This is a genomic window from Gordonia sp. BP-119 (genome assembly GCF_016924115.1).
Classification (GTDB): Bacteria; Actinomycetota; Actinomycetes; order Mycobacteriales; family Mycobacteriaceae; genus Gordonia; species Gordonia hongkongensis.
Window position 1 is genome coordinate 15,294 of the sequence record NZ_JAFFZF010000002.1, and the last position, 23,805, is coordinate 39,098.

General features: G+C 64.7%; 24 protein-coding genes. 13 read left to right on the top strand and 11 right to left on the bottom strand.

Annotated elements, in window-relative coordinates:
- Positions 1–7 precede the first annotated feature (7 nt).
- The 4 genes from JW364_RS01385 (at position 8) to JW364_RS01400 (ending at position 4,453) form a co-directional block, all read left to right on the top strand.
- Positions 8–445 carry a SufE family protein gene (locus tag JW364_RS01385; protein WP_055475052.1) on the top strand — a complete coding sequence of 146 codons (438 nt, stop codon included), beginning with the start codon at positions 8–10 and terminating at the stop codon, positions 443–445.
- A complete protein-coding gene (locus JW364_RS01390; RefSeq protein WP_055475053.1) occupies positions 442–1,980 on the top strand; it encodes a condensation domain-containing protein in 1,539 nt (512 codons plus the stop codon). Before JW364_RS01385 ends, JW364_RS01390 begins: the two co-directional genes overlap by 4 nt.
- A gap of 206 nt (positions 1,981–2,186) precedes the next feature.
- The gene (locus tag JW364_RS01395) at positions 2,187–3,989 is read left to right on the top strand and encodes an acetyl/propionyl/methylcrotonyl-CoA carboxylase subunit alpha (RefSeq protein WP_055475054.1); all 1,803 of its coding nucleotides are present in this window, start codon (positions 2,187–2,189) and stop codon (positions 3,987–3,989) included.
- 101 nt (positions 3,990–4,090) lie between these two features.
- On the top strand, positions 4,091–4,453 hold the full coding sequence (locus JW364_RS01400) for a GNAT family N-acetyltransferase (RefSeq protein WP_055475055.1): 363 nt from the start codon (positions 4,091–4,093) through the stop codon (positions 4,451–4,453).
- A gap of 112 nt (positions 4,454–4,565) precedes the next feature.
- Here JW364_RS01400 and JW364_RS01405 read toward each other — a convergent pair whose 3' ends face one another.
- Both JW364_RS01405 and JW364_RS01410 read right to left on the bottom strand, forming a co-directional pair.
- The gene (locus JW364_RS01405) at positions 4,566–4,901 is read right to left on the bottom strand and encodes a hypothetical protein (protein WP_055475056.1); all 336 of its coding nucleotides are present in this window, start codon (positions 4,899–4,901) and stop codon (positions 4,566–4,568) included.
- Positions 4,901–5,095 (bottom strand): hypothetical protein, encoded by a 195-nt coding sequence (locus JW364_RS01410; protein WP_137809921.1) that lies wholly within the window; start codon positions 5,093–5,095, stop codon positions 4,901–4,903. Before JW364_RS01410 ends, JW364_RS01405 begins: the two co-directional genes overlap by 1 nt.
- A gap of 193 nt (positions 5,096–5,288) precedes the next feature.
- On the opposite strand from JW364_RS01410, the gene JW364_RS01415 reads away from it, so the two are divergent.
- Complete coding sequence (locus JW364_RS01415) at positions 5,289–6,206, top strand: hypothetical protein (protein ID WP_055475058.1); 918 nt, start codon at positions 5,289–5,291, stop codon at positions 6,204–6,206.
- 108 nt (positions 6,207–6,314) lie between these two features.
- Complete coding sequence (locus JW364_RS01420; RefSeq protein ID WP_240198504.1) at positions 6,315–7,775, top strand: DUF222 domain-containing protein; 1,461 nt, start codon at positions 6,315–6,317, stop codon at positions 7,773–7,775.
- A gap of 75 nt (positions 7,776–7,850) precedes the next feature.
- Here the strand turns inward: JW364_RS01420 and JW364_RS01425 are convergent, their stop codons facing one another.
- The 7 genes from JW364_RS01425 to JW364_RS01455 form a co-directional block, all read right to left on the bottom strand.
- On the bottom strand, positions 7,851–8,096 hold the full coding sequence (locus JW364_RS01425; RefSeq protein WP_137809920.1) for a hypothetical protein: 246 nt from the start codon (positions 8,094–8,096) through the stop codon (positions 7,851–7,853).
- Between the two features lie 277 nt (positions 8,097–8,373).
- Positions 8,374–9,822, bottom strand: a complete 1,449-nt coding sequence (locus JW364_RS01430; RefSeq protein WP_137809919.1) for an aldehyde dehydrogenase — start codon at positions 9,820–9,822, stop codon at positions 8,374–8,376.
- A gap of 25 nt (positions 9,823–9,847) precedes the next feature.
- Positions 9,848–10,960: an NDMA-dependent alcohol dehydrogenase gene (locus tag JW364_RS01435; protein ID WP_055475060.1), complete on the bottom strand. Its 1,113-nt coding sequence runs from the start codon at positions 10,958–10,960 to the stop codon at positions 9,848–9,850.
- 154 nt (positions 10,961–11,114) lie between these two features.
- The gene (locus JW364_RS01440) at positions 11,115–11,267 is read right to left on the bottom strand and encodes a hypothetical protein (protein ID WP_205333738.1); all 153 of its coding nucleotides are present in this window, start codon (positions 11,265–11,267) and stop codon (positions 11,115–11,117) included.
- Between the two features lie 30 nt (positions 11,268–11,297).
- On the bottom strand, positions 11,298–12,281 hold the full coding sequence (locus tag JW364_RS01445) for a helix-turn-helix domain-containing protein (RefSeq protein ID WP_165630250.1): 984 nt from the start codon (positions 12,279–12,281) through the stop codon (positions 11,298–11,300).
- A gap of 116 nt (positions 12,282–12,397) precedes the next feature.
- The gene (locus tag JW364_RS01450) at positions 12,398–13,558 is read right to left on the bottom strand and encodes an acyl-CoA dehydrogenase family protein (protein WP_055475062.1); all 1,161 of its coding nucleotides are present in this window, start codon (positions 13,556–13,558) and stop codon (positions 12,398–12,400) included.
- Positions 13,559–13,678: 120 nt separating this feature from the next.
- The gene (locus JW364_RS01455; RefSeq protein ID WP_223258868.1) at positions 13,679–15,340 is read right to left on the bottom strand and encodes a long-chain-fatty-acid--CoA ligase; all 1,662 of its coding nucleotides are present in this window, start codon (positions 15,338–15,340) and stop codon (positions 13,679–13,681) included.
- A gap of 108 nt (positions 15,341–15,448) precedes the next feature.
- Between JW364_RS01455 and JW364_RS01460 the strand changes: the two genes are divergently transcribed.
- Positions 15,449–16,069, top strand: coding sequence for a TetR/AcrR family transcriptional regulator (locus JW364_RS01460; RefSeq protein WP_055475064.1), 621 nt, complete (start codon positions 15,449–15,451; stop codon positions 16,067–16,069).
- Positions 16,070–16,796: 727 nt separating this feature from the next.
- Here the strand turns inward: JW364_RS01460 and JW364_RS01465 are convergent.
- Together JW364_RS01465 and JW364_RS01470 are read right to left on the bottom strand one after the other, a co-directional pair.
- Positions 16,797–17,507 (bottom strand): creatininase family protein, encoded by a 711-nt coding sequence (locus JW364_RS01465; protein ID WP_055475065.1) that lies wholly within the window; start codon positions 17,505–17,507, stop codon positions 16,797–16,799.
- Positions 17,504–18,715, bottom strand: a complete 1,212-nt coding sequence (locus JW364_RS01470) for a helix-turn-helix domain-containing protein (RefSeq protein WP_055475066.1) — start codon at positions 18,713–18,715, stop codon at positions 17,504–17,506. Before JW364_RS01470 ends, JW364_RS01465 begins: the two co-directional genes overlap by 4 nt.
- A gap of 158 nt (positions 18,716–18,873) precedes the next feature.
- Between JW364_RS01470 and JW364_RS01475 the strand changes: the two genes are divergently transcribed.
- From JW364_RS01475 to JW364_RS01500, 6 genes are all read left to right on the top strand, one after another.
- Positions 18,874–19,200: a hypothetical protein gene (locus JW364_RS01475; RefSeq protein ID WP_055475117.1), complete on the top strand. Its 327-nt coding sequence runs from the start codon at positions 18,874–18,876 to the stop codon at positions 19,198–19,200.
- Between the two features lie 128 nt (positions 19,201–19,328).
- The gene (locus tag JW364_RS01480; RefSeq protein WP_055475067.1) at positions 19,329–20,729 is read left to right on the top strand and encodes an FtsK/SpoIIIE domain-containing protein; all 1,401 of its coding nucleotides are present in this window, start codon (positions 19,329–19,331) and stop codon (positions 20,727–20,729) included.
- Positions 20,730–20,744: 15 nt separating this feature from the next.
- Positions 20,745–22,070 (top strand): replication initiator, encoded by a 1,326-nt coding sequence (locus JW364_RS01485; RefSeq protein WP_083229338.1) that lies wholly within the window; start codon positions 20,745–20,747, stop codon positions 22,068–22,070.
- Positions 22,067–22,228, top strand: a complete 162-nt coding sequence (locus JW364_RS01490) for a hypothetical protein (RefSeq protein WP_156354182.1) — start codon at positions 22,067–22,069, stop codon at positions 22,226–22,228. Before JW364_RS01485 ends, JW364_RS01490 begins: the two co-directional genes overlap by 4 nt.
- A 29-nt stretch (positions 22,229–22,257) precedes the next feature.
- Positions 22,258–23,112 (top strand): hypothetical protein, encoded by an 855-nt coding sequence (locus tag JW364_RS01495; protein ID WP_055475070.1) that lies wholly within the window; start codon positions 22,258–22,260, stop codon positions 23,110–23,112.
- Positions 23,113–23,355: 243 nt separating this feature from the next.
- Positions 23,356–23,799, top strand: coding sequence for a hypothetical protein (locus tag JW364_RS01500; RefSeq protein WP_137809918.1), 444 nt, complete (start codon positions 23,356–23,358; stop codon positions 23,797–23,799).
- The last annotated feature ends 6 nt before the right edge of the window (positions 23,800–23,805 follow it).

Below are 23,805 nucleotides of genomic sequence, written 5' to 3' on the forward strand. Positions count from 1 at the left end.
CCGCACGATGAGTCTGCCTCCAGCCCTGGCCGAGATCGTCGACGACTTCGGCGCACTCGACGACTCCGACAAGGTCACGCTCCTGCTCGAGTTCGCCGGCGAATTGCCGGACATACCGGCGCATCTCGAGCAGGATGCGATGGAACCGGTACCCGAGTGCCAGTCGCCGGTCTTCCTGTCCGTCGACGCCGCCGACCCGTCGTCGGTGCGGCTGTATTTCAGCGCTCCGCGCGAGGCGCCGACGACCCGCGGTTTCGCCGCCATCCTTCATCAGGGACTCGACACCGCGTCGGCGCGCGAAATCCTCGACGTGCCATCGGATTTCTATTACGACCTGGGACTCGGCAGCGCCGTGAGTCCGCTGCGCCTGCGGGGTATGGCGGGCATGCTGGGCCGCATCAAGGCGCAGGTTCGCGCCCAGGTGCCCGACACGCCCGGGGCATGAAGTTCATCCAGATCCGCGACGAACCCATCGCGCCCGGCGGTCTCGTCGAGTGGACGCCGTATGTGCCGGGCGGACTGGGTAATTGGGACTACGACTCGCGCCTGACCTCGCACAATCACGAGCAGCATCTGCGGGCGGCGTTCGAGTACCGGGTCCGCACGCGTCGCGAGGGCGGACGTGAGGCCTGGCTCGGGTTGAGCATCGAGTTCGACGAGCCGCTGTCGATCCCGGCCATCCGGTCGGTGCTGACCCAGTGGATCGACCGGCACGAGGTGCTGCGTAGTCACGTCGTGATCAAGGGCTCCGGCCTGCAGCGGCTGACCACCGCGCCGGGGACCGTGAAACTCAAGATGGGCCGGGTCGGCTGGTACGCCGAGTCGGGTCCGCTCGTGGAGCAACTGGCGGGCTCGTTCGATCGCGCCACCGCGCCGCTGCACTGGCCGGCCTACCGGTTCGCGACGGTCGGACGCGAACGCTCGTTCACGCTCCTCTTCGCCGCCGATCACTCGCTGGTCGACGGGTACTCGCTGATCATGGCCCAGCAGGAGCTGGTGTCGATGTACCGGGCGGCGCGGGAGCATCGCGGCGCGAATCTGCCCGAGGTCGGCAGTTATGTCGACTTCAGCGCCGCGGAACGCCGGCTCGCCGACCAGACCGGGCGCGATCATCCGGCCGTCGGCCTGTGGTCGGAGTTCCTGGCCGCCGGCAACGGTGACATGCCCGGCCTGCACACGGCTGACCCGGCCAACGATCACCGCACCCCCGACGATGTCGACACGGACGCGGCACTCCCCCAGGAGTCGCTGTGGGGTGTGGTCGCCGACGACGCGACGGCCAACCGGTTCACCGCGATCTGCTCGGAGGCCGGCGGCACGCTGACCGCCGGAGTGCTGGCGGCCTTCGCCGTGGTGCACCACGAACTGACCGGCGATCGGCAGTTCCGTTGTGTGCTGCCGCGGCACACGCGCGACGACGCCCGCTGGCTGACCTCCCTCGGCTGGTTCGTCGGGGTCGCTCCCTTCTGTCTCGACATGTCCGACTCCCCGACGTTCGACCAGGCCGTCGTCCGATCCACCGCCGCGCTCAAGCACGGGCGTCAGGGCGCTTCGCTGCCGTTCCTGCGGGTGGCCGACCTGATCGGGCACGAGGGTGGCCCGCGGTTCGTCATCTCGTTCATCGACACGCGCTATGCACCGGGCGCCGGGGCCGCCGACGCGGGGCGTGCGAAGGTCCTCCGCAGTCACAGCTATTCGCCCGACGAGGTGTACATCTGGATCAACCGCACCCCGTCGGGACTGCGGTACTCCGCCCGGTTCCCGCGCGAGTCGCCGCTGCGTGAGCTCGGCGTCACCGCCTCGGCGAACACTCCGGGTGCACAACATGAGGGAAACGTCACATTTCCCGCCGCCGAGGCCCGTTCCGAAGACGGTTGGGCGATCGACCCGACAGGTGGTCCCGTCCACGCCTACCTGCGTGCTTTCGCCGAACTGGTCCGACGCCTCGGTGATGCGAGCACATTCTCTCCGGCGTTGTGACCCAGGGCTCCACCGAACGATTGCTCGGTGGGCTAGGGTATTGCCCGGAAGGTCGCGACACCTGCACCGCGAAGGTGTCGCATCGCCCTCGCCGTCCGCATCCCGGCCGGTGACGGCGGGCCGCCAGACTTGACCGACGTCCGCCCAACGTGTCGCGTGCGCTACCGCGTCGTGCACCTGAGTACGAGTAAGGCCCAGGAGAACAAGTGCCCAGTACCTCTGCGAACACTCCGTCCGCAATCAGCAAGGTCCTCATCGCCAACCGTGGCGAAATCGCTGTCCGCGTGATCCGCGCCGCCCGGGATGCAGGCATCGCGAGCGTCGCGGTGTACGCCGAGCCCGACGCGAACGCACTGTTCGTCAAACTCGCGGACGAGGCTTTCGCACTGGGCGGGCAGACATCGGCGGAGTCGTACCTGGTCTTCGACAAGATCCTCGACGCGGCCAAGAAGTCCGGCGCCGACGCGATCCACCCGGGTTACGGCTTCCTGTCGGAGAACGGCGACTTCGCGCAGGCCGTCATCGACGCCGGGCTGATCTGGATCGGTCCGTCCCCGCAGTCGATCCGCGACCTCGGCGACAAGGTGACCGCGCGCCACATCGCGCTCAAGGCCGACGCACCGATGGCCCCCGGCACCAAGGATCCGGTGAAGGACGCCGACGAGGTCGTCGCCTTCGCCCAGGAGCACGGCGTGCCGGTCGCCATCAAGGCGGCATTCGGCGGCGGTGGACGTGGCATGAAGGTCGCGTACACGATCGAGGAGATCCCGCATCTGTTCGAGTCGGCCACGCGTGAGGCCGTCGCGGCGTTCGGTCGCGGCGAGTGCTTCGTCGAGCGCTACCTCGACAAGGCCCGCCACGTCGAGGCCCAGGTCATCGCCGACCAGCACGGCAACGTCATCGTCGCCGGCACCCGCGACTGCTCGCTGCAGCGTCGATTCCAGAAGCTGGTCGAGGAGGCCCCGGCCCCGTTCCTGACCGACGAGCAGCGCACCAAGATCCACGAGTCCGCCAAGGCCATCTGCCGCGAGGCCGGCTACTACGGCGCCGGCACGGTCGAGTTCCTGGTCGGCAGCGACGGGCTGGTCTCGTTCCTCGAGGTCAACACCCGCCTGCAGGTGGAGCACCCGGTCACCGAGGAGACCGCGGGCATCGACCTGGTGCGTCAGCAGTTCCGCATCGCCAACGGCGAGAAGCTGGAGATCACCGAGGACCCGACCCCGCGCGGTCACGCCTTCGAGTTCCGCATCAACGGTGAGGACGCCGGCCGCAACTTCCTGCCCGCCCCGGGACCGATCTCGGTCTACAAGGAGCCGACCGGCCCCGGCGTCCGCGTCGACTCCGGCGTCGTCGAGGGTGACGTCATCGGCGGCCAGTTCGACTCGATGCTGGCCAAGCTGATCGTCACCGGCGAGACCCGCGAGCAGGCGCTGGAGCGTTCGCGTCGCGCACTCGCCGAGTTCGAGGTCGAGGGCCTGGCGACGGTCATCCCGTTCCACCGGCACATCGTCTCCAACCCCGCCTTCATCGGCGACGGCGAGAAGTTCGACGTCTACACCAAGTGGATCGAGACCGATTGGGAGAACCCGATCGAGCCGTACACCGGCGGCGAGCCCATCGAAGACGACGAGGCCGCCCCGCGGCAGAACGTCGTCGTCGAGGTCGGCGGCCGTCGCGTCGAGGTGTCGCTGCCCGGCGATCTCGCCCTCGGTGGCGGTGGCGGCTCGGCCAACGGCGTCGTCCGCAAGAAGCCGAAGGCACGTTCGCGCAAGAAGGGTGGCGGCGCAGCCGTTTCCGGCGACGCCGTGGCAGCTCCGATGCAGGGCACCGTCGTCAAGGTCGCCGTGGAGGAGGGCCAGGAGGTCGCCGCCGGCGATCTGGTCGTCGTCCTCGAGGCCATGAAGATGGAGAACCCGGTCACCGCCCACAAGGACGGCGTCGTCACCGGCCTCACCATCGAGGCCGGTGCTGCCGTCACCCAGGGCACGGTGCTGCTCGAGCTGAAGTAAGACACACCGCTCCCTCGCTGCCTGAGGTGCGAGCGCCCCTGCTCCCTGAGGTGCGAGGAGCGCAAGCGACGAGCCTCGAAGGGCGGGCGTACAACAAGGCAATGCAACCAGTCGAGATCAACGCCGGGACGTGGTATCTGCGTGCGCTTCGTGCGGACGAGCGGATCACCGACGTCCCGGCGTTGTCTCATCTCGAGGTCGACGACCCCGCCGCGTACGTCGCTGCGGCGCAGCGTGACTGGGAGTCGGAGACACGATTCGTCTGGGCGATCTGCATCCCCACCACCGGTGAGCTCATCGCCCTGATCGGGGTCACGCCGAACGGCTCGTCGGGCCGCCTGTGGGGCGAGGCACGCGACGGCTACGACGAGGCGCTGGACACCGCCGTCGGGCCGGTCTCGAGGTTTGCCGAGGGTGCACTCGGTCTGGTTGTCGGGCAAATGCTGTCGCGCGGGATCGGCTGAGACGCGGAGTCAGCACACGACCATTCGTCGTACCCGGGGCGATCTTCGTCCATTCGGCGATCTGCGCGCCGCTTCAGATGACCCAGGTCTTGCTCACCGCCGAACGTTACGGTCAGCAATCTCCGCAGGTCGTCTTGATCCAGGAAAGGTCGTACCGGGTTTCTCCTCGGTCGCCGCAGAATTCGCATACGGTGCTCGACTCGTCGGTTGTCGCGTCGACCAGGAGCTCGCAAAGGCTCCACGTGAAATCGTCGACCGAGTTTCCGTAATTGAGGTAGCAGCGCAAAACCCCGAACTTCTCTTTGATCTGCGCGTAGGTGAAGTCGTCGGTGACGGCTGAGAGCCGGCGATGGAGGCGAACCAAGAGCGGATACCAGCCGGCGTTCACAGTGCAGCCGACTGCCGGGGACGCCATCGCGGCGGGGAGTCGGACGGGTTCGGGCGCCATCAGGCGACGCCTCGCTCGGCCTCCGCGGGCCCCTCGAAATCCACGCCCGTCAGTGGGCTCATCGAGTCGATCGCAGACGATGAATGGCGGTGTCGATGGGAACGGCACATCTCTCCGGTCTCGCGCACGATGCCCGCGCGAGCGCCGGCCTCGGCCGAATCAATGAATTCTGCGAGGGCTTTCGAGTTCACCATGTCGCCTCCTCTCGGTTCGGCCGAGTTGACCTGTCGGCTTCCGTCACCAGAATGCGACGCGGCACCGACATCCACCACAACGATCGCCGTCCGATTGCGACGAGTCACCCCACGATTGATGTCACTGGCCCCGAGTAGGTTCTCGGCGTAGGAATGGACGACCGAGACAGAACGTCAGGGAGGAGGTGCCGCGTTGGGCACGTTCACGAACGATCACTGGATCGACTCGTCCGGCGAAGGCTCCGATCGGTTCACTCGGATCATCGCCGAGTTGCAGGAGCAGTCGCTGATCCCACACTCGACATCCGGCGAATCAGCCAGAGCTCTCGCGTGGGAGTTGGTCGACCGGCGCGATCGGATCGCCGCCGAGTTGTGGGACTGCCGGACATCGGGAATCTCTGTGCCGGTTGGGAAGACGGCACTCCGCTTGGCATCCGGAGCGCTCTACGACGCCGAGCAAGCGGTGGTCGACGAACTCGTCTCGCGGATCCCGGCGAGAGCGGTTCATGAGCGGATGAACTCCGCCGCCTACCTGGCAGCGGATATCGACGCTGCGACAGCCGAGGCCGCAGTGCTCGACACACATGAATCCGTCGGTCGGGCAACGCAGCACGAGGCCACCGATACCGAACTGCTCGGCGATCCCGCCGACTACGCCGGAATCGACCCCATCGAGGACGTGGCGATTCCACCCCGGATCGAATGGACCGAAGCCGACCGCAAGGCCGTGCTCGACGAGGCCATCGGAACGTACGGAATCGCTGCCGGCGAGTGGTACTCGGTGGAATGGCCGCCGACGGAGGGCTCCCTGTGGGACCCCGGATACCTCGTCACCTCGGACTGGGAGCCATGCGACGAACACGCCGACGATCCGGACAGTGACGCAGCACTCGACTGTGTCCGATGCGAAGACTCGGTCACCACTGAGGTCGAAGCGATGGCCGTCTGGAAGTTCACGACCAGGTTGACTCACCACCGAATCGGGTTCGACAGCAACGGTTCTCTGATCGTCGATCGGGTGGCGGAGGAGATCGACCCGACATTCGAGGTACGCGAGATCACGCAGGACCCACGCCTGATCCGCATCGGCCTGCCACGCGGACATCGCTGACCTCGATCTGAGGATGACCTGTCGGTGCGTCGTGGTTGCATCATCGGATATTCGAAGGAGAAACAAATACACCCTTGACTCGAACATATATTCGAGTATCGTGGAGGTATGTCATCGGGGGCGGGGGCCGGGTCCACTACATCTGTGGACCCATCACAGGAGTCGGTCGAGCCGCGCTTTCGTCCCGACCATGAACTCTCCGCTGCCGAACTCGTCGAGGTCCTCAACCACTGCGCGGGTTTGGCGGCAGCGTCGGCGCATCGAATGATGGTCGTTGCCAGCCTCATTCACGACGAACGCGAGATGGACTACGCGCAGCGGCGCGCCGAGACGCACAGCGGCGAACTCGACTCCATCGAAGCCTTCGAGCACCTGTCCGCGCGGGTGGCCGCTGGTGAGAATCCCTACGAGCAGTTCGGGCCCAACGGTCTCGAACAGGCCATCGCCGAAGTCGGTGCCACCCTCACCGTGACGCCGGCCGAGGCGAAAGATCTCATCGAAGCCGGCGACGCACTGCGCTACCGACTCTCCTTCACCGGACACGCACTCGCGTGCGGTCGAATCGACAAGCGCCGCTTCCTCATCGCCCTCAAACGCACCGACCTCATCACCGACGACGAAGAGATGCAGACCGTCGACGCCCATCTCGCCGAGGCGATCTTCGCCCGCGCACCGATGTCCACGGCCCGGTTCACCGCCATGGTCGATTCCATCGTCGCCAAGTGGGCACCCGACGCGATCCGCCGACGCAAGGAGCGAGTGAAATCCGACCGCAAGGTGACCGTCACCCCCGACCGGTTCACACCCGGGCAGTCCCGGATCTCCGGCACGCTGCCCACTGCTGATTCCGCCGAGTTCGACGCCCGCCTGACGGCGATGGCCACCGCGGTCCACGCCGGTGACCCTCGAAAGTTGGCCAACCGCCGAGTCGATGCTCTGAAAGCGCTCGCGCGGGGCGAAGCTTCTATCGCGTGCGAATGCGACGACTGCCGACCTGCCGCAATGGACATTGAAGCCAACACCACCGGCGACGTCGACGCAGCGACAGTGGACACCGCCGACCACACGACTGAGGCACCCGCGCGCCACTCCGGGAACGATGACACCGACACCCCGGACAGCGACACGGTTGTCGCCGACCCTCCGGGTCCGGACGCGTCGCCGTCGTCATCGCCGGCGCCGCGCGCGACCTTTCACATCGTGGTCAACCTGTCGACCCTGATCGGTCTAGACAACGACCCCGCATTCCTCGACCGCCACGGCATCCTCGACGCCGACACCGCCCGGCAGCTGCTCGCCGAAGCCCGACGCACCTACATCCATCCCGCACCGAACCCCGCCGCGCCCGACGCGCCACCGGTATCGCCTCCCGAGGCGGACAGTTCGACAACGCGGTACACCCCGTCGAAGAAGCTCCAGGCCCTGGTGCGTGCCGGCGAACTGTGCTGCACCTTCCCCGGCTGCAACGCCCCGGTCTGGCAGATCGACCTCGACCACACCGAACCGTTCGACCACACCGACCCGCGGCGCGGCGGCCCGACCGATGCACGCAACCTCGCTAGTCGCTAACAACACCCCTTCCGGTGGCCGGATCAGGCTGCTTCGTGCCTCTGCTCGCAGTGTCTTCGTCGTCATCGACGGGCTTCACTGGAACTGCGCCGGAGAAACGGCCACCGGCCATGGGCGTATCGAAACGGGTCTGTCTCCGCCGTGAATGACGGATCGTTTGGTCAGGGCAGGGCAACCTATTTCGACGCCGATGGTTCCGGGCGCACCTATATGGCTGGTGTAGGTCCGGGGCGAGACGAAGTCGGAGCCCGGCGCCGGCACCGCGCGCGAGTGCGCCTTGAAAATAAAGTAGAGAATGTCCTCAAAAATATCGTCAGGCATCCTAATACGGTTCACCATCTTGCTAGCCGGACGAGTGCATCCGCGTGATACCAGCATGCGGATCCGTCATCCAGGCGAACAGGGATAGATCCCAAACGGTCGGGTTTGCCGATCACATAGCCAAACGCTGGCACCGCCGCTGCGTGCCGTGCGCGCACGATGACTTTGTCCCCGTAGCGCCAGCCGTCATGTCTCTCCGTGATGTCAGGAACCTCCCCTCAGTCCGTGTGTCGTTCCTGCCCGGTGGGCACTGCGGCAGGAACGACACACGGGGTGGCTACGCGCTGGTCGACAGATATGTCGTGTGGGTTCGCATGCATGCCGCGAGGCCTTCGGGGCCGAGTTCGCGCCCCAAACCGCTCGCTTTGATACCGCCGAATGGCGCAACCGGGTCGAGCATGTAGTAGTTGACACCTACCGTGCCAGATTCGATCTGCTCGGCGATCTGGATACCGTGAGCCTCATCTGCGGTCCACACGGTGCCGGCCAACCCGTATGCCGAATCGTTAGCGATCTGAACCGCCTGACCGACGTCGTCGTATGGCATCAGAGCGAGTACCGGTCCGAACACTTCTTCTTGCGCAAGGGGACTCGACGGATCAACATCCGAGAAGAGGGTGGGTTGTACATACCAACCACGATCGAGGTGGGCCGGCCGACCGCCGCCGGCAACAACGCGAGCGCCGTCGTCCTTGGCTCTTGCGATGTGTGCCTCCACCCGGTTGCGGTGCGCATCAGTGACCAGTGGCCCGACCTGTGTACTCGGATCAAGTGGATCGCCGATGACAGCACCATTCACGAGTCCGGCGAAGACCTCAAGCGACTCGTCGAACCTGTTGCGAGGGACAAGAATTCGGCCATTCAGCACACAGGTCTGACCGTTATTCAGTAACGTCGCCTGAAACAGTCCTTCGATGTTCGCAGTGAGGTCAGCATCGTCGAGGATGATCGCTGCCGACTTTCCCCCGAGCTCGAGGGTCACTGGGCGGAGTAACTCACCACAGGTCTTTGCGATTTGGCGGCCGACGGTGGTCGATCCGGTGAACGTGACCTTGTCGACGTCTCGGTGTGACACGAGGTAGGAGCCAGTGCTCGCCCGCCCGGGAACGATGTTGACGACTCCCGCGGGTATGTTCGCGGCGGCGACCGCTTCTGCGAAAACATAAGAGTCCAAGACTGTTTCCGGGCTGGGCTTCACCACCACGGTGCAGCCAGCGGCCAACGCAGGCGCCACCTTCAAGGCAGTGACCAGGTTTGGATAGTTCCATGGCACGATCGCGGCGACCACACCGACGGGGGACTGCCGAACAATGGCGCGGCCACCGAGTACGCCTGGACGTGTCTGCTCCAGTTCTGTGGTCCGAATGAGGTTGGCGTAATACCGGTACACGGTCGCGGGAAGCCCGGATTCGAGCGTTCCGGCGATGGCAATCGGCATCCCGTTTTGCGACGAGACCAATTCGGTGAGTTGCGGCGCGCGCGCCTCCAACTCGTCGGCAAGCCGCTCGATCGCCGCTGCGCGGTCGTCGGGGCTCCACGCCGACCAACCACGCGGATCGTCGAATGCACGTCGTGCCGCGGCAACCGCGGCGTCGACGTCGTCCTCATCTGCTGCTGGTGCGCGTCCGATGACTTCTTCGGTGGCCGCGGACAATATCTCGATGCGTTCGGGCGCGTGGGCTGGTGACAATGCGCCATCGATGAACAGTGCGTTCTGGTCGATCATGTGTTCCTCCGTGAGTGCTTGCATCTCAGTGGCTGTGCGTGATGATCCCGCGAATGTTCTTGCCATCGAACATGTCTTGATATCCCTGATTGATATCGCCGAGTTGGTACTCGGCGGTGACGGTCTCGTCGAGCTTGAGTTGGCCGTCTCGGTACAGTCGGAGCAGCCGGTGAATGTCGGCTCTCGGGTTAGCTTCGCCGAAAAGACTTCCAGCCAAACGCTTTTGGAAGAGTGTGAACATCATCAACGGGATAGTTGCAGTGTTCTCAGTTGCCGGGGCAATACCGGTGACAACACCCACACCGCCTTTTCGCACCAACTCCAGCGTCTGCCCGATCATTTCGCCGGCGACGACTCCGACTGTGAGAATCGCCGAGTCCGCCATTACACCGCGGGTGAGGTCGGCCACAAGCGCGGTGGCCTCCTCGAAGCTTGTGCAGAAATGCGTTGCCCCGAGTGGCATTACCTGCTGCCTCTTTGATTCGACAATGTCCACCGCGACGATATTCTCGGCGCCCGCTATCCGGGCGCCCTGGATCGCGCTGCCGCCAATGCCGCCGCAGCCGATGACGACGACGGTATCGCCCGGTTGGACCTTTGCGGTGTTCACCGCCGAGCCCCACCCCGTGGTTACTCCGCAACCAAGTAGACACGCTCGCTCAAGTGGTACGTCGTCGTCTACCTTCACCACGGACTCTTGGTGCACCGTGCCGTACTCAGCGAAAGTTCCCAGCAGCGATAGGGCGCCGAGATCCTTTCCGCGGGCGCGGCGACGGTAGCTGCCGTCGAGCATGGTGCCGGCAAGGATGAATGCGCCCATGTCGCAAAGATTCTGCTGTCCAGTCGAGCACCACCGGCACTGTCCGCATGCGGGAAGAAACGAACACACAACCTTGTCACCGGGCCGTAGGTTCTTGACTCCTGGACCGACTTCTTCAATGACACCTGCCCCCTCGTGGCCGCCGACGGTGGGGACGGCGATCGGCATGTCGCCGGTGCGAGCGTGATCGTCGGAGTGGCACAGCCCGCTCGCTTCGTAGCGGATGAGCACTTCGCCTTCCTGGGGCCCGTCGAGCTCGACTTCTTCGACACTCCAATCCTGGCCGGGACCCCAGAGAACTGCGGCTTGCATTTTCATTACTTGCTCCAATCAATGAAAGAATTCGGGCGATCGCCCATCGTGGATAGTGTGCTGCGTCACACACGCGCGAAGCGTGGATCGCAACGCCACGTGCTTGAACAGGAGCGCCATTTGCGGGCGGACCAATTCGTCGCGTTCGGCTAGTGGCTGTTCACCGGTTGCTTGTCATCGACCGGCGCGTCGGGCGCAGATCGCCGCCGCACGGAAATTTGGTAGCACTCGGCACGACGACAAACCAGATGGCCAGGGCCAGGGCAATGAGCAAGACGCCGACTGCCGACCAGACCTTCGAAGAGAGTTTCATGATTCCTCCTCGATCGGGGGCCTTCCCCAATCAAGTCAGAGTGTTCTGCCTCACAGTCGTAGGTGCGTGAACCCTAGTGCCATGCGATTGGACTGCAACGCCGTTGCCCACAACCTCGCCTTCGCGGCCCTCGTCGTCTTGTCGACATAGTGCGCGGTGATCAGTTGGCGACATGCCGAACTGGTGCTTGAAAGTTCGGGTGAAGTGGCTCGAGTCCGAGTACCCCCAGCGCGACGCGATCGCCGTGATCGAATGGTGAGTGCACTCAAGCTCGCGCCGGGCACGCATCAATCGCCGCAATCGCACAACTGAGCCGAGAGTATCCCCGGTTTCGGCAAACATCCGATGGACGGTGCGGACTGAGACCGCGTGTGCCGCTGCCACTGACGCAGGAGTGATCACTGTGTCCGGAAGATGATGGTCGATCCAGTCTTCAATCGCTGGTCGCAAAGCCATCGACGGTGCCGGACCTCCCCCGCCGTCGCTCGGGTGCAGCGAACCGACGAGAAGCTCTAGCGCGGCATTGCGGACGGTGCATACCGCCGTAGAACCCAGATCCTCGCCGGCTACGAGCAGCGATTCCAGGAAATGGTCCAGCAACTCGGTCGCCGGTGATCGTCGCCTAACGATCAGACCAGACTCGACCAATCGGCTGGAGCCCACTGCGGTCAGTAAGCCAGTAGGGACCACCATTAATCGCTTTTCGACGAGATTGCCCACCGTAAATCGGGCGGGTCGCTCGCAGTTCCACAAGAGCAGGTCACCTTTCCGCAGCAGAGTCGTCGAATCGTCCTGTCCGATCAATTCGGTGCCAGAACGGACCAGGAGTGCAGTCATGAGAGCACCATCCGACTCGGCGGCCTGCCGGCTTGTGCGTGCAGCCGACAGAGGGCCACACTGCATATTGACCACCGCCAGCTCGCGATAAGTCCGCTTTTGCATGCCAAGGTCGATACCGCGAGTTGGGTCGGCCGGTGGGACGCGTACCGCGAGGGCAACATTGATGCCGGCCATCGCCTGCTCGAGCTGTGATGCACGGTCCAGAACCGAGACACGGTCCGATACCTGGCCCGCTGCCGGTACTCCGTGGACGGGCCTAGTGGCACTCGATTGCATCGGATTCTCCTGCCTTAGAGGGATCTACTGATGAGTTCCTTCATGATCTCGCTGGTGCCGCCGTAGATCTTCTGGACCCGCGCATCGGCGTACATCCGGGCGATCGGGTATTCCATGATGTAGCCGTAGCCGCCGAAGATCTGCAGGCAGCGATCGGTGACCTCGATCTGCTTCTCGGTGCCCCACAGCTTCGCGATCGACGCGGTCGCCGGGTCGAGCGTCCCGTCGATCGCCCGCCCGATGCAGTGATCGATCAGCGTCTTGCCGGCCAGCACCTCCGCCTTGCATTCGGCCAGAACGTATTTCGTGTTCTGAAAGGACAGCAGCGGTTTACCGAACGCCTCGCGCTGCTTCGCGTAGGCGACCGCCTCGATCACCGCGGCCTCGGCGGCGGCCACCGCGCCCAGCCCGATGGCCAGACGCTCCCGGTGCAGCTGGCTCATCAGCTGGATGAAGCCCTGCCCCTCGACGCCGCCCAGCAGGTTCGCGGCCGGCACCCGCATGTCGGTGAACGACAGCTCCCGGGTGTCCTGACCGTGCTGGCCCATCTTCTGCAGCACCCGGCCCCGCTCGAATCCTTCGAGCCCGTCGACCTCGGCCACCAGCAGCGAGATGCCCTTGGCGCCCTGGGACGGATCGGTCTTGCAGACGATGACGAGCAGATCGCAGTGGGTTCCGTTGGAGATGAACGTCTTCGAGCCGTTGACGACGTAGTGGTCGCCGTCGAGGCGTGCGGTGGTGCGCACCGACTGCAGGTCCGATCCGGTGCCGGGTTCGGTCATCGCGATCGCCAGCACGCTCTCGCCCGTGGCGCAGGTCGGCAGCCACCGCTGCTTCTGCTCCTCGGTCGCGTAGGAGAGCAGATAATGCGCGACGATCGTGGAGTGCACAGCGATCGCCAGCGCGCTGTCGTGGGCGAAGGCCAGCTCCTGCAGCACCACCGCCTCGTGGCCGAAATCGCCTCCGCCGCCACCGTATTCCTCGGGCACATCGGTCAGCAGCAGGCCGGTGGCGCCGGCCTTGGTCCACACGTCTCGATCGACCTGATGCTGCTGCGCGAACCGTTCCTCGTGCGGCGTCAGCTCTTTGGCGAAGAAGTCACGCGCCAGATTGCGCAGCGCGGCGTGCTCGTCGGTCTCCCACGGGGAGCGGTAGTCGGGAAAGAGTGTGCTCATTGCGTTCTACTTTCAGTGAGATGCAAGTACGCTCCCGGCTCCACGTGTGCGTTGCGGACAGTGGTGTGTCCGATAGTGACAGCCAGGACCGGGCAGTCGACGGATGCTGTCACAGCGCCATCACGACCGCGCAGCGTAGACGTCCGCATGATTCACGCGCATAACCTTCTTGTCGAGCTTGCCGACGCTGGTGCGTGGCAACGATTCCAGACGGATAATGACGTCGGGCAGCTGCCATTTGGCGAACTGGCTGTCGAGTAGCGCGTGGATCTCGGCCAGCGGCAGGTCGGCGCCGTCCTTGGTGGCGACCAACACCACGGGCCGTTCCTGCCATTTGGGATGTGGCACGCCGATCACTGCCGCCTCAACGACATTCGGGTGTGCGACGATCGCGTTCTCCATGTCGATCGAGCTGATCCATTCGCCGCCGCTCTTAATGACATCCTTGATGCGGTCAGTAACCTTGAGATAGCCGTACTCGTCGATGGTGCCGACATCGCCGCTACGCCAATAGCCTTCGAAGAACCGCGAGTCGTTGTCGTCGAGGTCGTAATAGCTCTCGACGATCCACGGCCCGCGCACCAGGATCTCGCCGGCGGATGCCCCGTCGTGCGGCAGGTCGACACCGCCAGCGTCGACGATCCGGATATCAACACCGGTCATCGGAAGTCCCTGGTAACGCTTGTGATTCCACTGTTGCTCGTCAGATAGCCCCCTCAGCGATGGCTTGATACCCCGATTGGTGGTGACCAATGGTGTCGTCTCAGTGGCACCGTATCCCTGGACGATGTCCGCCCCGGTCAGGTCGTGGAATCCGCGCATCATCGTCAGTGGCGGCTCAGTGGCGCCAGACAACAGCCGGGTCCTGCCGAAATCGGGTTTCGTGGTCAGGGTTTCGATATATCGGAGCATCGGCTCGAAGATGGCGGGCGCACCGTTGGCAACGGTGACGTCCTCGGCGATCATCGCGTCCACCAAGGTGGATGTCTCCTCCGCGGCGTAGCGACCGGGGAGCACGAACCGCGTGGCCGCGAACACGCCGGCCTGCGGCAGACCCCAGCAGTTGCCATGGAACATCGGGGTGATCAGCATGATCGTGTCGTCGACCGTCAGAGACAATCCCTGCGCCTCCGAGACCGAATGCAGGTAGATCCCGCGGTGAGAGTAGTAGATACCCTTGGGCTTGCCGGTGGTGCCGGTCGTGTAACAGGCGCTGTAGGCGGAGGTTTCGTCGATCATCGGGAAGTCGATGTCCTCGGACGCATCGTCCATCAGCTCCTCGAACGACACCGCATTCGGCAGCGTGGTGGCCACCTCCGACAGCGGCTTGTCGGTCATCACGACCCAGGTCTGCACGCCGACGCCGGCCGCGGCGAGCGCTTCGGCGACCGGGAGCAGTGTCTCGTCCACGAAGATCACCTTGGCGTGACTGTGGTCGGTGACGAACGCGAGATCGTCGGTTGCCAGCCGTAGATTCATCTGCAGCATCACCGATCCCAATGCTGGTATCGCCCAATACAGTTCGAAATGCCGTTTACTGTTCCAGTCGATCACCCCGACGACGTCCGCCGGGCCGACGCCGAGGCCACGCAAGGCGTTGCCCAGCCGGCGCACCCGCCGATAGCAGTCCGCGTAGGTGTAGCGGCCCCAGCCGCCATCGGTGGTGCGGTAGACGATCTCCTGCTCCGGGTAGGTGCGTGCGGCATGCCGGATCAGTGTGTCGGTGTTGAGCTGGTAGTGGTCGCCATGCGTGGACGGCAGGCCATGAACGATGTCGTGCACCGCGCCTCCTACTATGAATGTGATGATCGAACTATACATTCGTACTGTATAGTCTGCAAGAACTCGAAAATGAGTTCACTTGTATAGTGGTTGATATGGGGAGACGACATGGGCAGTGGTGAACCACTCGAACGTGACCTGACCACAAAGGCGCGGATCCGCAACGCCGCGCTGGAACTCTTTGCTGCCGAGGGGGTTACCGCCATATCAATGCGGGCCGTTGCTGCGCACGCGGGCGTTGCCGTCGGGCTGGTTCAACACCATTTCAAAACCAAAGACGGGCTGCGATCAGCCGTCGAGCAGTACATCGTCGACCGTCATGCCGCCGCCATCGACTCCATACGCGGCGACGGCAATCCCGAGCAAGTGGCAACCGGCCGAAACAACGCAGTACGCCAGATGTACGACGAGCACCCAGCGCTGGTCGACTATATGCGTCGCGCGCTCCTCGATCCCGGCGATGACAATCATCTTCTCGAGCGTCTCACCGAGCTTGCGCGCGAGCAGGTCGTCCAAATGCGAGCATCTGGCAGCGCCTCGACTAACCGAACGATCCCCGACCAGGTCGTCCGCATGATGGTCAGGCAACTGGGGCACCTATTCCTGCAACCAATGATCGACGCCATGTGGGCTCAGCTTGATACGGCAGAAATGCGCAAGCCGCAGCTGGTCGTGCACGCATACGCAGATGACAGGGAATCCCGCGCGCTCAGCACGGACGCTTCCTAGTAGCCGGACGATCTGGCCACATTCCCCGGCTCCTCGGTCGACCGCGAACCTCGCACGACTCTCGCTGGAAATGGAACGACGCCCTTGAACTACATTTCCGCTGTTCACGGGGCATTGTCAACGTGGTGCGCCCGAGAGGATTCGAACTCCTAACCTTCTGATCCGTACTCGTCCGCAGGCCCCATCCGGTCCACATTTGTGCCGAATCGCTTGCGGTAGTTTCGTCCGCCTTGTTCCGAAAATGTCTAAATGCAGTCCGACTCGGTTGGCTCCCATTTTGGCTCCTCGATCACCGATGTCCGTCGATCCGATATCTGGCTGCTTGACTCGCCGGCAGCCGGGGTCAATGGTGGCCGGTGGTCATCCCGCTGGGACGCGAAGCGTCGTTGACGCTGGCTGGCGGCGAATACATGGTGTCGAATCGGGTCGGTCTCCGCTGCGAGTAACGGATCACTTGGTCGGGGCAGGGCAACCTGGTTTCGACGCCGATGGATCCGGACCTATGTGGCTGGTGTCGGCCCGGGGCGAGACGAAGTCGGAGCCCCGGCGCCGGCACCGCGCGCGAAGCGCGCCTTGATAGCAGTAGAGAAAGTTTGAACACGCCGCTGACTTGGTGGTCTCCACGTGGATAGGGGTCGGGGCGGCCGCACGGCGGGCGTAGCGGGAGCGAGTGGCGCGGACGGGAGCGCAGCGGACGGGAGCAGAACGAGCGGAGGCGGAGCCGCTGTTAGGAACTCTGGTTAAGGATGCTGATGATGTGGTCGGAGTTGGACGCTAGGTAGTCGAGCGCGGCGGTTCCTTTGTCCGCGGTTGCTGCCGAGGGGCGCCCGATGACGCCGGAGTTGGAGTAGGCGTGCATGCCGAGGGTTGCGAGGTGGCGCCGGTCGGACACCTCGTGATCATCGTTCTGCCAGCCGTCGCGCAGGTACTGGGGTGTGGTGGCGAGCAGGATGGATGTTTCGAGTTCGCCGGCGTGCATGTCGTCGTGGCTGTTCGTGATCATCTCTGCTGCTGTGCGTGCTTGATCCCAGTCGTCGCGGCTGGGGTAAAGCGCGGTCGTGGGCGCGCTGGTGGTGGCTTGCTGAACGATGTTGGACAGCACGTAGTTGCCGCCGTGTGCATTGACGATCAGCAGGCGGCTGATTCCCTGGGCGTTAAGTGATGCGGTGATGTCGGCGATCACCGCTGTAAGGGTCGCTGCGCTAAGACTGACGGTACCGGGAAACGCGATGTGCTCGTGTGAGCAGGAGAAGGTGATCGGCGGTAACTGAAAGAGGTTGTGGCGCAGGCAGACCGCTTCCGCGATGGCGGTGGCGATGAGAGTGTCGGTGACCAGTGGCAGATGTGGGCCGTGTTGTTCGAGCGCGCCGACCGGGAGCACTGCGATCGCAGCGCGGGCAGCGTCGTCGGTGCTGGTGGTGGTTGGCAAAACGGTCATGTGGCGGCTCCTTCGCTCAAAACGGTGGTGATATGTCGCCGGATGGCTGTGGCGATCGAGGTTTGGCATGAACCAGGCCGGGCGATCGCCGCAGTCGCGAGGACGCCGCGCAGGGAGTTGCGGGCCCGTGCTGATGGCGCACCACTGTAGGCGGCCAGCGTTGTCTCGTATTCAGTGTGGGCACCGGTGTAGTCCCCGGCGAGGCAGAGCGCATGTAGATAGCGTGCCCGGGCGACGGCGTGGTCGCGTGCTTGACCGGGATTGCGCCATTGCGCGACATGGTCGGCCAGCAGTGTCATCGCGGTGGCCGCGTCCCCGAGGAGCAGATGGGCGTATGCCATCTCGCTGTCGATATAGGACCGGTCGACGTAGCCGACCAGCTTGTGTGGTGTCGCGTCGACATAATCATCCGCGCGGGCTTGGTGGTCGGCGACGGCATGCTGATCACCCATGTGTGCGGCAGCGAGCGCTGACTGGCGGGCGAGGATGGCATGTAGACGGGATTCGGCCTCGCGTGCCGCGAGGTCATGGGCCTTCTGTGCGTACATGCCCGCCAGCTGCGGATTGCTTACGGTCAATGTGTTCGACAGACGCATCGTGACCATCGCGTGCAGCGCAGGGTCGCCGGACATTTCGGCGTACATCTTGGCCTGATCGGTCCTCATGACCGCCTCGGTGGTGTGCCCGGATTCCTGCAGGGTCCAACCCTGCAGCTCCATCAGCCGGGCAACCAAATGGATCAACGTTGAACGGTGCTGCTCTGGGGCGATTTTCAGGAAGTCGAGCGCCATCGCCACATCGTCGCTGAGCTGGCGAATGGCCCAGTACGGGCCGAAGGTGTGTTCGGTACGCACCGTCACCGACCGCCGATCCTCCAACAACGCCAGTGTTTCTGGGGTGACACGCGCTTCCAGGATTAGTGGCCGCGGCAGCTGTGAATCGGTGGGGAGGCCGAACAATTCCTCGACGCTAGTTTCGAACACTTCCGCCAGCATCTCTCGTGTCGCCGGCGACGGATTGACAACATCATTCTCCCACCGCGAAATCTGCGATTTGTACGATTCGACGTCGGCGATCAGTCCCCGGTCTTCGCTGACCCTGGCGATATGCCGTGCCAGCGTCTTCTGCGACCACTTACGCCGGGCGCGTGCAGCGCGAATCGCCTGACCCGGCGTCATCGGCTGCAGATTCGGAAGCGGCGCTGTCATCGCTTTCCGATTGTGCCCGATCACCAGCGGTCGATGGTGTCATCGCGTGTCCGAATGTTGACCCCTGCTAACCCCTGTCAATTTTCTGCGGCGCCGGCGACGGCTGTGCTGAACAGGTGGCCGAACACGCGGCCACCAGCACAGAAGGCAGGAACATCATGCGTTTGAAGATCGATACCGCAACCACGCGGCACCTCGTCACCAAAGAGCCGGAGCCGAAGACGAATTTCGACACCGGCGGCGCCAAACTCGACCCGGTCACGGGTCTGGCCCAGTACGGCGTGCAGCTGCTCGCCCTGGACGAGTCCGGCGGCGAGATCATCACCGTGACCGTGGCCGGTGACCCGAAACTGACTGTCACGCAGCAGGTGACCGTCACCGGGCTGGTAGCGATTCCATGGAGTCAGGGCGACCGCTCGGGTGTCGCGTTCCGCGCCGACTCGATCGTCCCTGCCGACACCGCTACCGCGGGGCGGCAGAAGTAACCCGCTCGGCCAGGACGATCCCGCGAGTGATCGCCCTGGCCCGCCGGCCCGCCGAGTCGTTACCGACCGGCCATCAAACTCAGCCATCCCCAAGTTGACACTCTCTTGCACTCCAAAGGATTCCACTCATGAACGACACGCCCTCGCCGACGCCGAACAAAGGCGGCAAACCCGATACCACCGCCGACGAGATCGCCGGATCGATCGCCACCGGGCTATGGCGTCTGGCCCGCTTCATCCTGGTGTGGGCGTGGCGGCTACCCGTCGTATCCGTTCCGGCGATCGGCCTCGGCGTCATCTATTGGCGGACCGGAGCCGTGTGGACCATCATCGCGGCCATCGCCACGGGTGCCGCCGTCATCGCGTGGTCGGTGTACTCGCCGATATCGTTGCGGCGCTACACCATTGACCGCATCCGGTTCCATCATCTGGTGTGGCGGCGCTACCGGTCGTGGACCGCGGTCTGCACCGACTGCGGGCTATCGCGCACCCGCAGTGATCAGGTTCTCGTGCCGAAACTGCTGCGGGTGCAGTTCGCCGCGACCGATGATGTACTCACAGTGCACCCGCTACGCGGCCAAACCGTTACCGACTTCAACAAAGCCGCAGACGCACTCGCTGACGCCTTCGCTGCCGACAGCGTCACAGTGACCCGTCCGGGGCCCGCGGTCATCGAGCTGGCCGTGCGCCGCGCTCAGCCGCTCGCAGAACCCATCACGCCGACCCCGACTGGCTCGGGGTCGGTCAGTCGTGGTGGGTCGCGGCGGTGGACACTGCAACTCGGGCAGCGCGACGACGGGTCTCCGTGGCGGTTGCCGATCCTGGGCACCCATCTGCTGATCGGCGGGGTCACCGGCTCCGGCAAAGGCTCCGTGTTGTGGTCGTTGATCGGTGCCATCGCACCCCTGACCGCTACCGGCGACGTGCAGCTCTGGGTCGCCGACCCGAAGGGCGGCATGGAATTCGGTGCCGGGGCACCGCTGTTCGCGCGGTTCGCCTACACCCCCGACACGATCGCCGACATGCTCGCGGACGCCGCCGCGCTGATGACCGAGCGGGCGGAGCGGCTGCGTGGGGTCACTCGGCTGCACACCCCAACACCGGCAGACCCGCTGATCATCCTCATCATCGATGAGTTGGCGGCGCTGACCGCGTTCACCGACCGCACCACCAAAACCGCCATCGACAAGCACCTCGGGCTGCTGCTCACACAAGGGCGCGCGGTCGGGGTCAGTGTGGTTGCCGCCGTGCAAGATCCGTCTAAGGAGATTGTGCCGATGCGGCAGCTGTTCCCGGCACGGCTGGCGTTGCGGATGGCCGAACCCACCCAAACCACCATGATCCTCGGTCCCGGCGCCATCGACCGTGGGGGTGCCGCCAATCAGATCCCGGATGATCTGCCCGGGGTCGGGTACCTCGCCGTCGACGGCGCGGCCGCACCCATCCTCGTGCGCGCCTTCCACTACACCGACAACGACGTCGCGGCCCTCGTCCGCCGCTACGGCCACCCCGACCACGGCCAGAAGTAGGGAAAGGCCGATATCGTGTCGTCCAACCCGCCACCCACGCTGCTGCCCACACCCGCAGCAGACTTGGATGCCGCCACCGTCCGGGAGATGCTGCGCCGCGCCGGCGGCCAGCACTACCCGCGGTGGGCAGCGAGGGTACGGGCGACCGGTTACTGCCTGCACCCGATCCACCTGCAGCGGCGCCACGGTGTCGTCGCCGCCGACAGGCTCAGCATGCGGTGCGGGAATCGCCGTGCCGCGGTCTGTATCTCCTGCTCGCGGTTGTATGCCGGGGATACCTGGCAGCTGGTGCACGCCGGCATTCTCGGTGGGCACCACAACATCCCCGACACCGTCACGCAGCATCCGCAGGTGTTCCTGACCTTGACTGCGCCGTCGTTCGGGGCGGTGTATCCGACCGCGCACCGCACCCATGCCGGTCAGCCCCGCCGGCCCGACACCTACGACTATCGCGGGCATGTGCTGTTCACCTGGTGGGCGCCCAGCTTGTGGCAGCGGTTCACCATGCGACTGCGACGACTGCTTGCCGCCCAGCTGAAGGCGTTGGGGTTGGCGAAAGATGCTGTGCGGCTGTCATTCCTGAAAGTGCACGAAAACCAGACCCGGCTCATCCCGCACTACCACGCGGTCGTTCGCCTCGACCACCCCGACACCACCGGAAAGCAATGCGGCGCAATCGATTTTCCGGTCAGCAGCAGCGACCTCGCCGCACTCGCCGCCGAAGCCGTCCGCAGCATCGTCCTCCCAGTCCCTGACACATCGATGCCGGATGGTGTGCGGGAGCTACGGTTCGGGCCCCAAATCGATGCCCGCCCCCTCGACGCCTCGATCCCGGAGCGGCAGCGACGCAAGATCGCCGGCTACCTCGCCAAATACGTCACCAAATCCGTCACTGATGCCGGGATCAGTCCGCGGCCGATCAGCCCCGCCGCGATCGATGACCCGACCATCGCTGTCCAGGTCAGCCGTCATGTCCTGCAGATATGGCACACCCTGCGCGACCTCGCTGACCAACAACCCGATGAGTACGCGGCGATGGTCCGTTGGCTCCACACACTGGGCTATCGCGGACACGTCACCACCAAATCCCGCCACTACTCGACCACCCTCGGGCACCTGCGCCAGATCCGCGCCGTCTGGCGCCAGCAACACGGCACCGCTGACAACGCCGACGGTCACGGTGACAACCAGGGTGAGAGTGATTGCGAACCTTGGGAATTCGCCGGCGCAGGACATTTCACCCACGGCGACTATCAACTCACCCTCGCCGCCGCCCATCGCCACATGGAGCAACTCTGGGCAAGGCGCGAACACGCATGGCCAGCGGGTGGTCCGCCATGATCGCAGCGCTGGACCGACCTGTCCACACTCAGTCACACCGACTGGACGAGAGCGTGTTTCGGAAATGGTTGACCGATTCTTGCAAGCAGCAAGGCGTTCCTGTCACCATCACCGACCCCGCCATCGTCAACCAGATCGCCGTACTTCTCAAAACCTGAGGTAACCAACGACCGCAGAGGGCAAGACGATGCTCGCGGCGTCGCGGCAGCACCATGCGCCGCCGACAACCAATCACCGGTACGCGCATCAATATCTGCCACGCGAACACCAAAACGGTTTTGTCCGTGGCGATTTCACCCAACATTCGTCGATCGGCACGAGGATCGGGCAGGGACTGCACAGCGTATACCAGGTTGTCGGATACTCCATCGCACTGGCGAGCTGGCCGAATCAGGCGATCGCCCGGGCGGCCTGTTTGACCGACGAAAACTGGATGGCGGCGATCAGCAGCTGGTGCCACACTGGCTATGTGCCAGAAGAGCTGTCGGCCACTGAGGCCGCACGGTACCGCGCCGCATTCGCCGCCGGCGCGGATATGCGCTCTGCCTATACGGGCGGCGATACGAACGAGCGCCAGGCCGCGGCTGCCGCCCTCTGGCAGTCGCTGACAAAGATCGATCCGGAACACACCGGCGACAAGCTACACATTCCGGACGATGCCGGGCCCTACCGGGAGGCGTTGACGGCGATACTGTGCCGCATCCCCGACGGTTGGGGCCGGTGGATCTCCTGCGACGCGGGCTGGTATCGGCTGATCTGCCAGCTGGACCGCCAACTCGCCGCCATCGACCCCGGCTACGAAGTGCACCAGGTGAAGGAAAAGTTCGGCGCACTGCGATATTACTTCGCCACCTCGCCGGGCCTGCCCGCCACGAATGAGCAGCGGATGGACGACCTCGTCGCAGCCGCCGAAACCGCCAGCTGCAACACATGCGAACGCTGCGGGCACGGCGGGATCCGGCAGCGCAGCACGGGACAAGGGATCAGAACACTCTGCGCGGACTGCGCCGATACCCTCGGCGGATACTCACAAACGGCGTGAACCGGCCGCGCTGACAGACACCAGCAACGAGCAGGCGGCCGCAGATCACCTCCACGGCAACGACCACGCCGATCGTTCGTGTGCGACCTGACTGCGGCTCCGCATCAACGTATTCATCCCGGACGACGCGGAAGCGACTGGCGGCGCCTGCACGTCGCCGCAGAGCAGAGTTGTCGGTGGCACCTGCGACGATCGGCGGACACCCCAGAAAGCGGACACCCCGGAAAATTGTGAGGAGCACCGATGACTGTCTATGGCCGATTCATGGCGATCTTCTGCATCACTCTCATTGCGGTCATCCCGTTGGACGCGCTCATCTGGTCAGTCGAAGGCCCGCTCAGGCAGGTCGACCGCAGTGGAGCGCTGGCCCTGGTCGCCGCGTTCATTGCGGTGATGGGCACCGCTACTTGGCTGCGGCCCCGGTGGCGGCCGACGATCGCGACCTATGTCGGATGGATTCTCGCCGGAGCAGCATGGTTCACCGCGGTGGCGACCGACTTTTCCAGCCACGACGCTAGCAGCGAATCCACGTCACTGCTTCTCGCCGTGATGGTCCTCGCATTGAGCTATGCGGCAGGATTCAAACCGTGCGGAGACGAACAACGCCAACATGCCGATGATCAGCGGCTGCGCCTGCTGATCCGCGAGGAAATCACCGCCGCCGTCCGCGACACGCAGCGCATCTGACCGGCC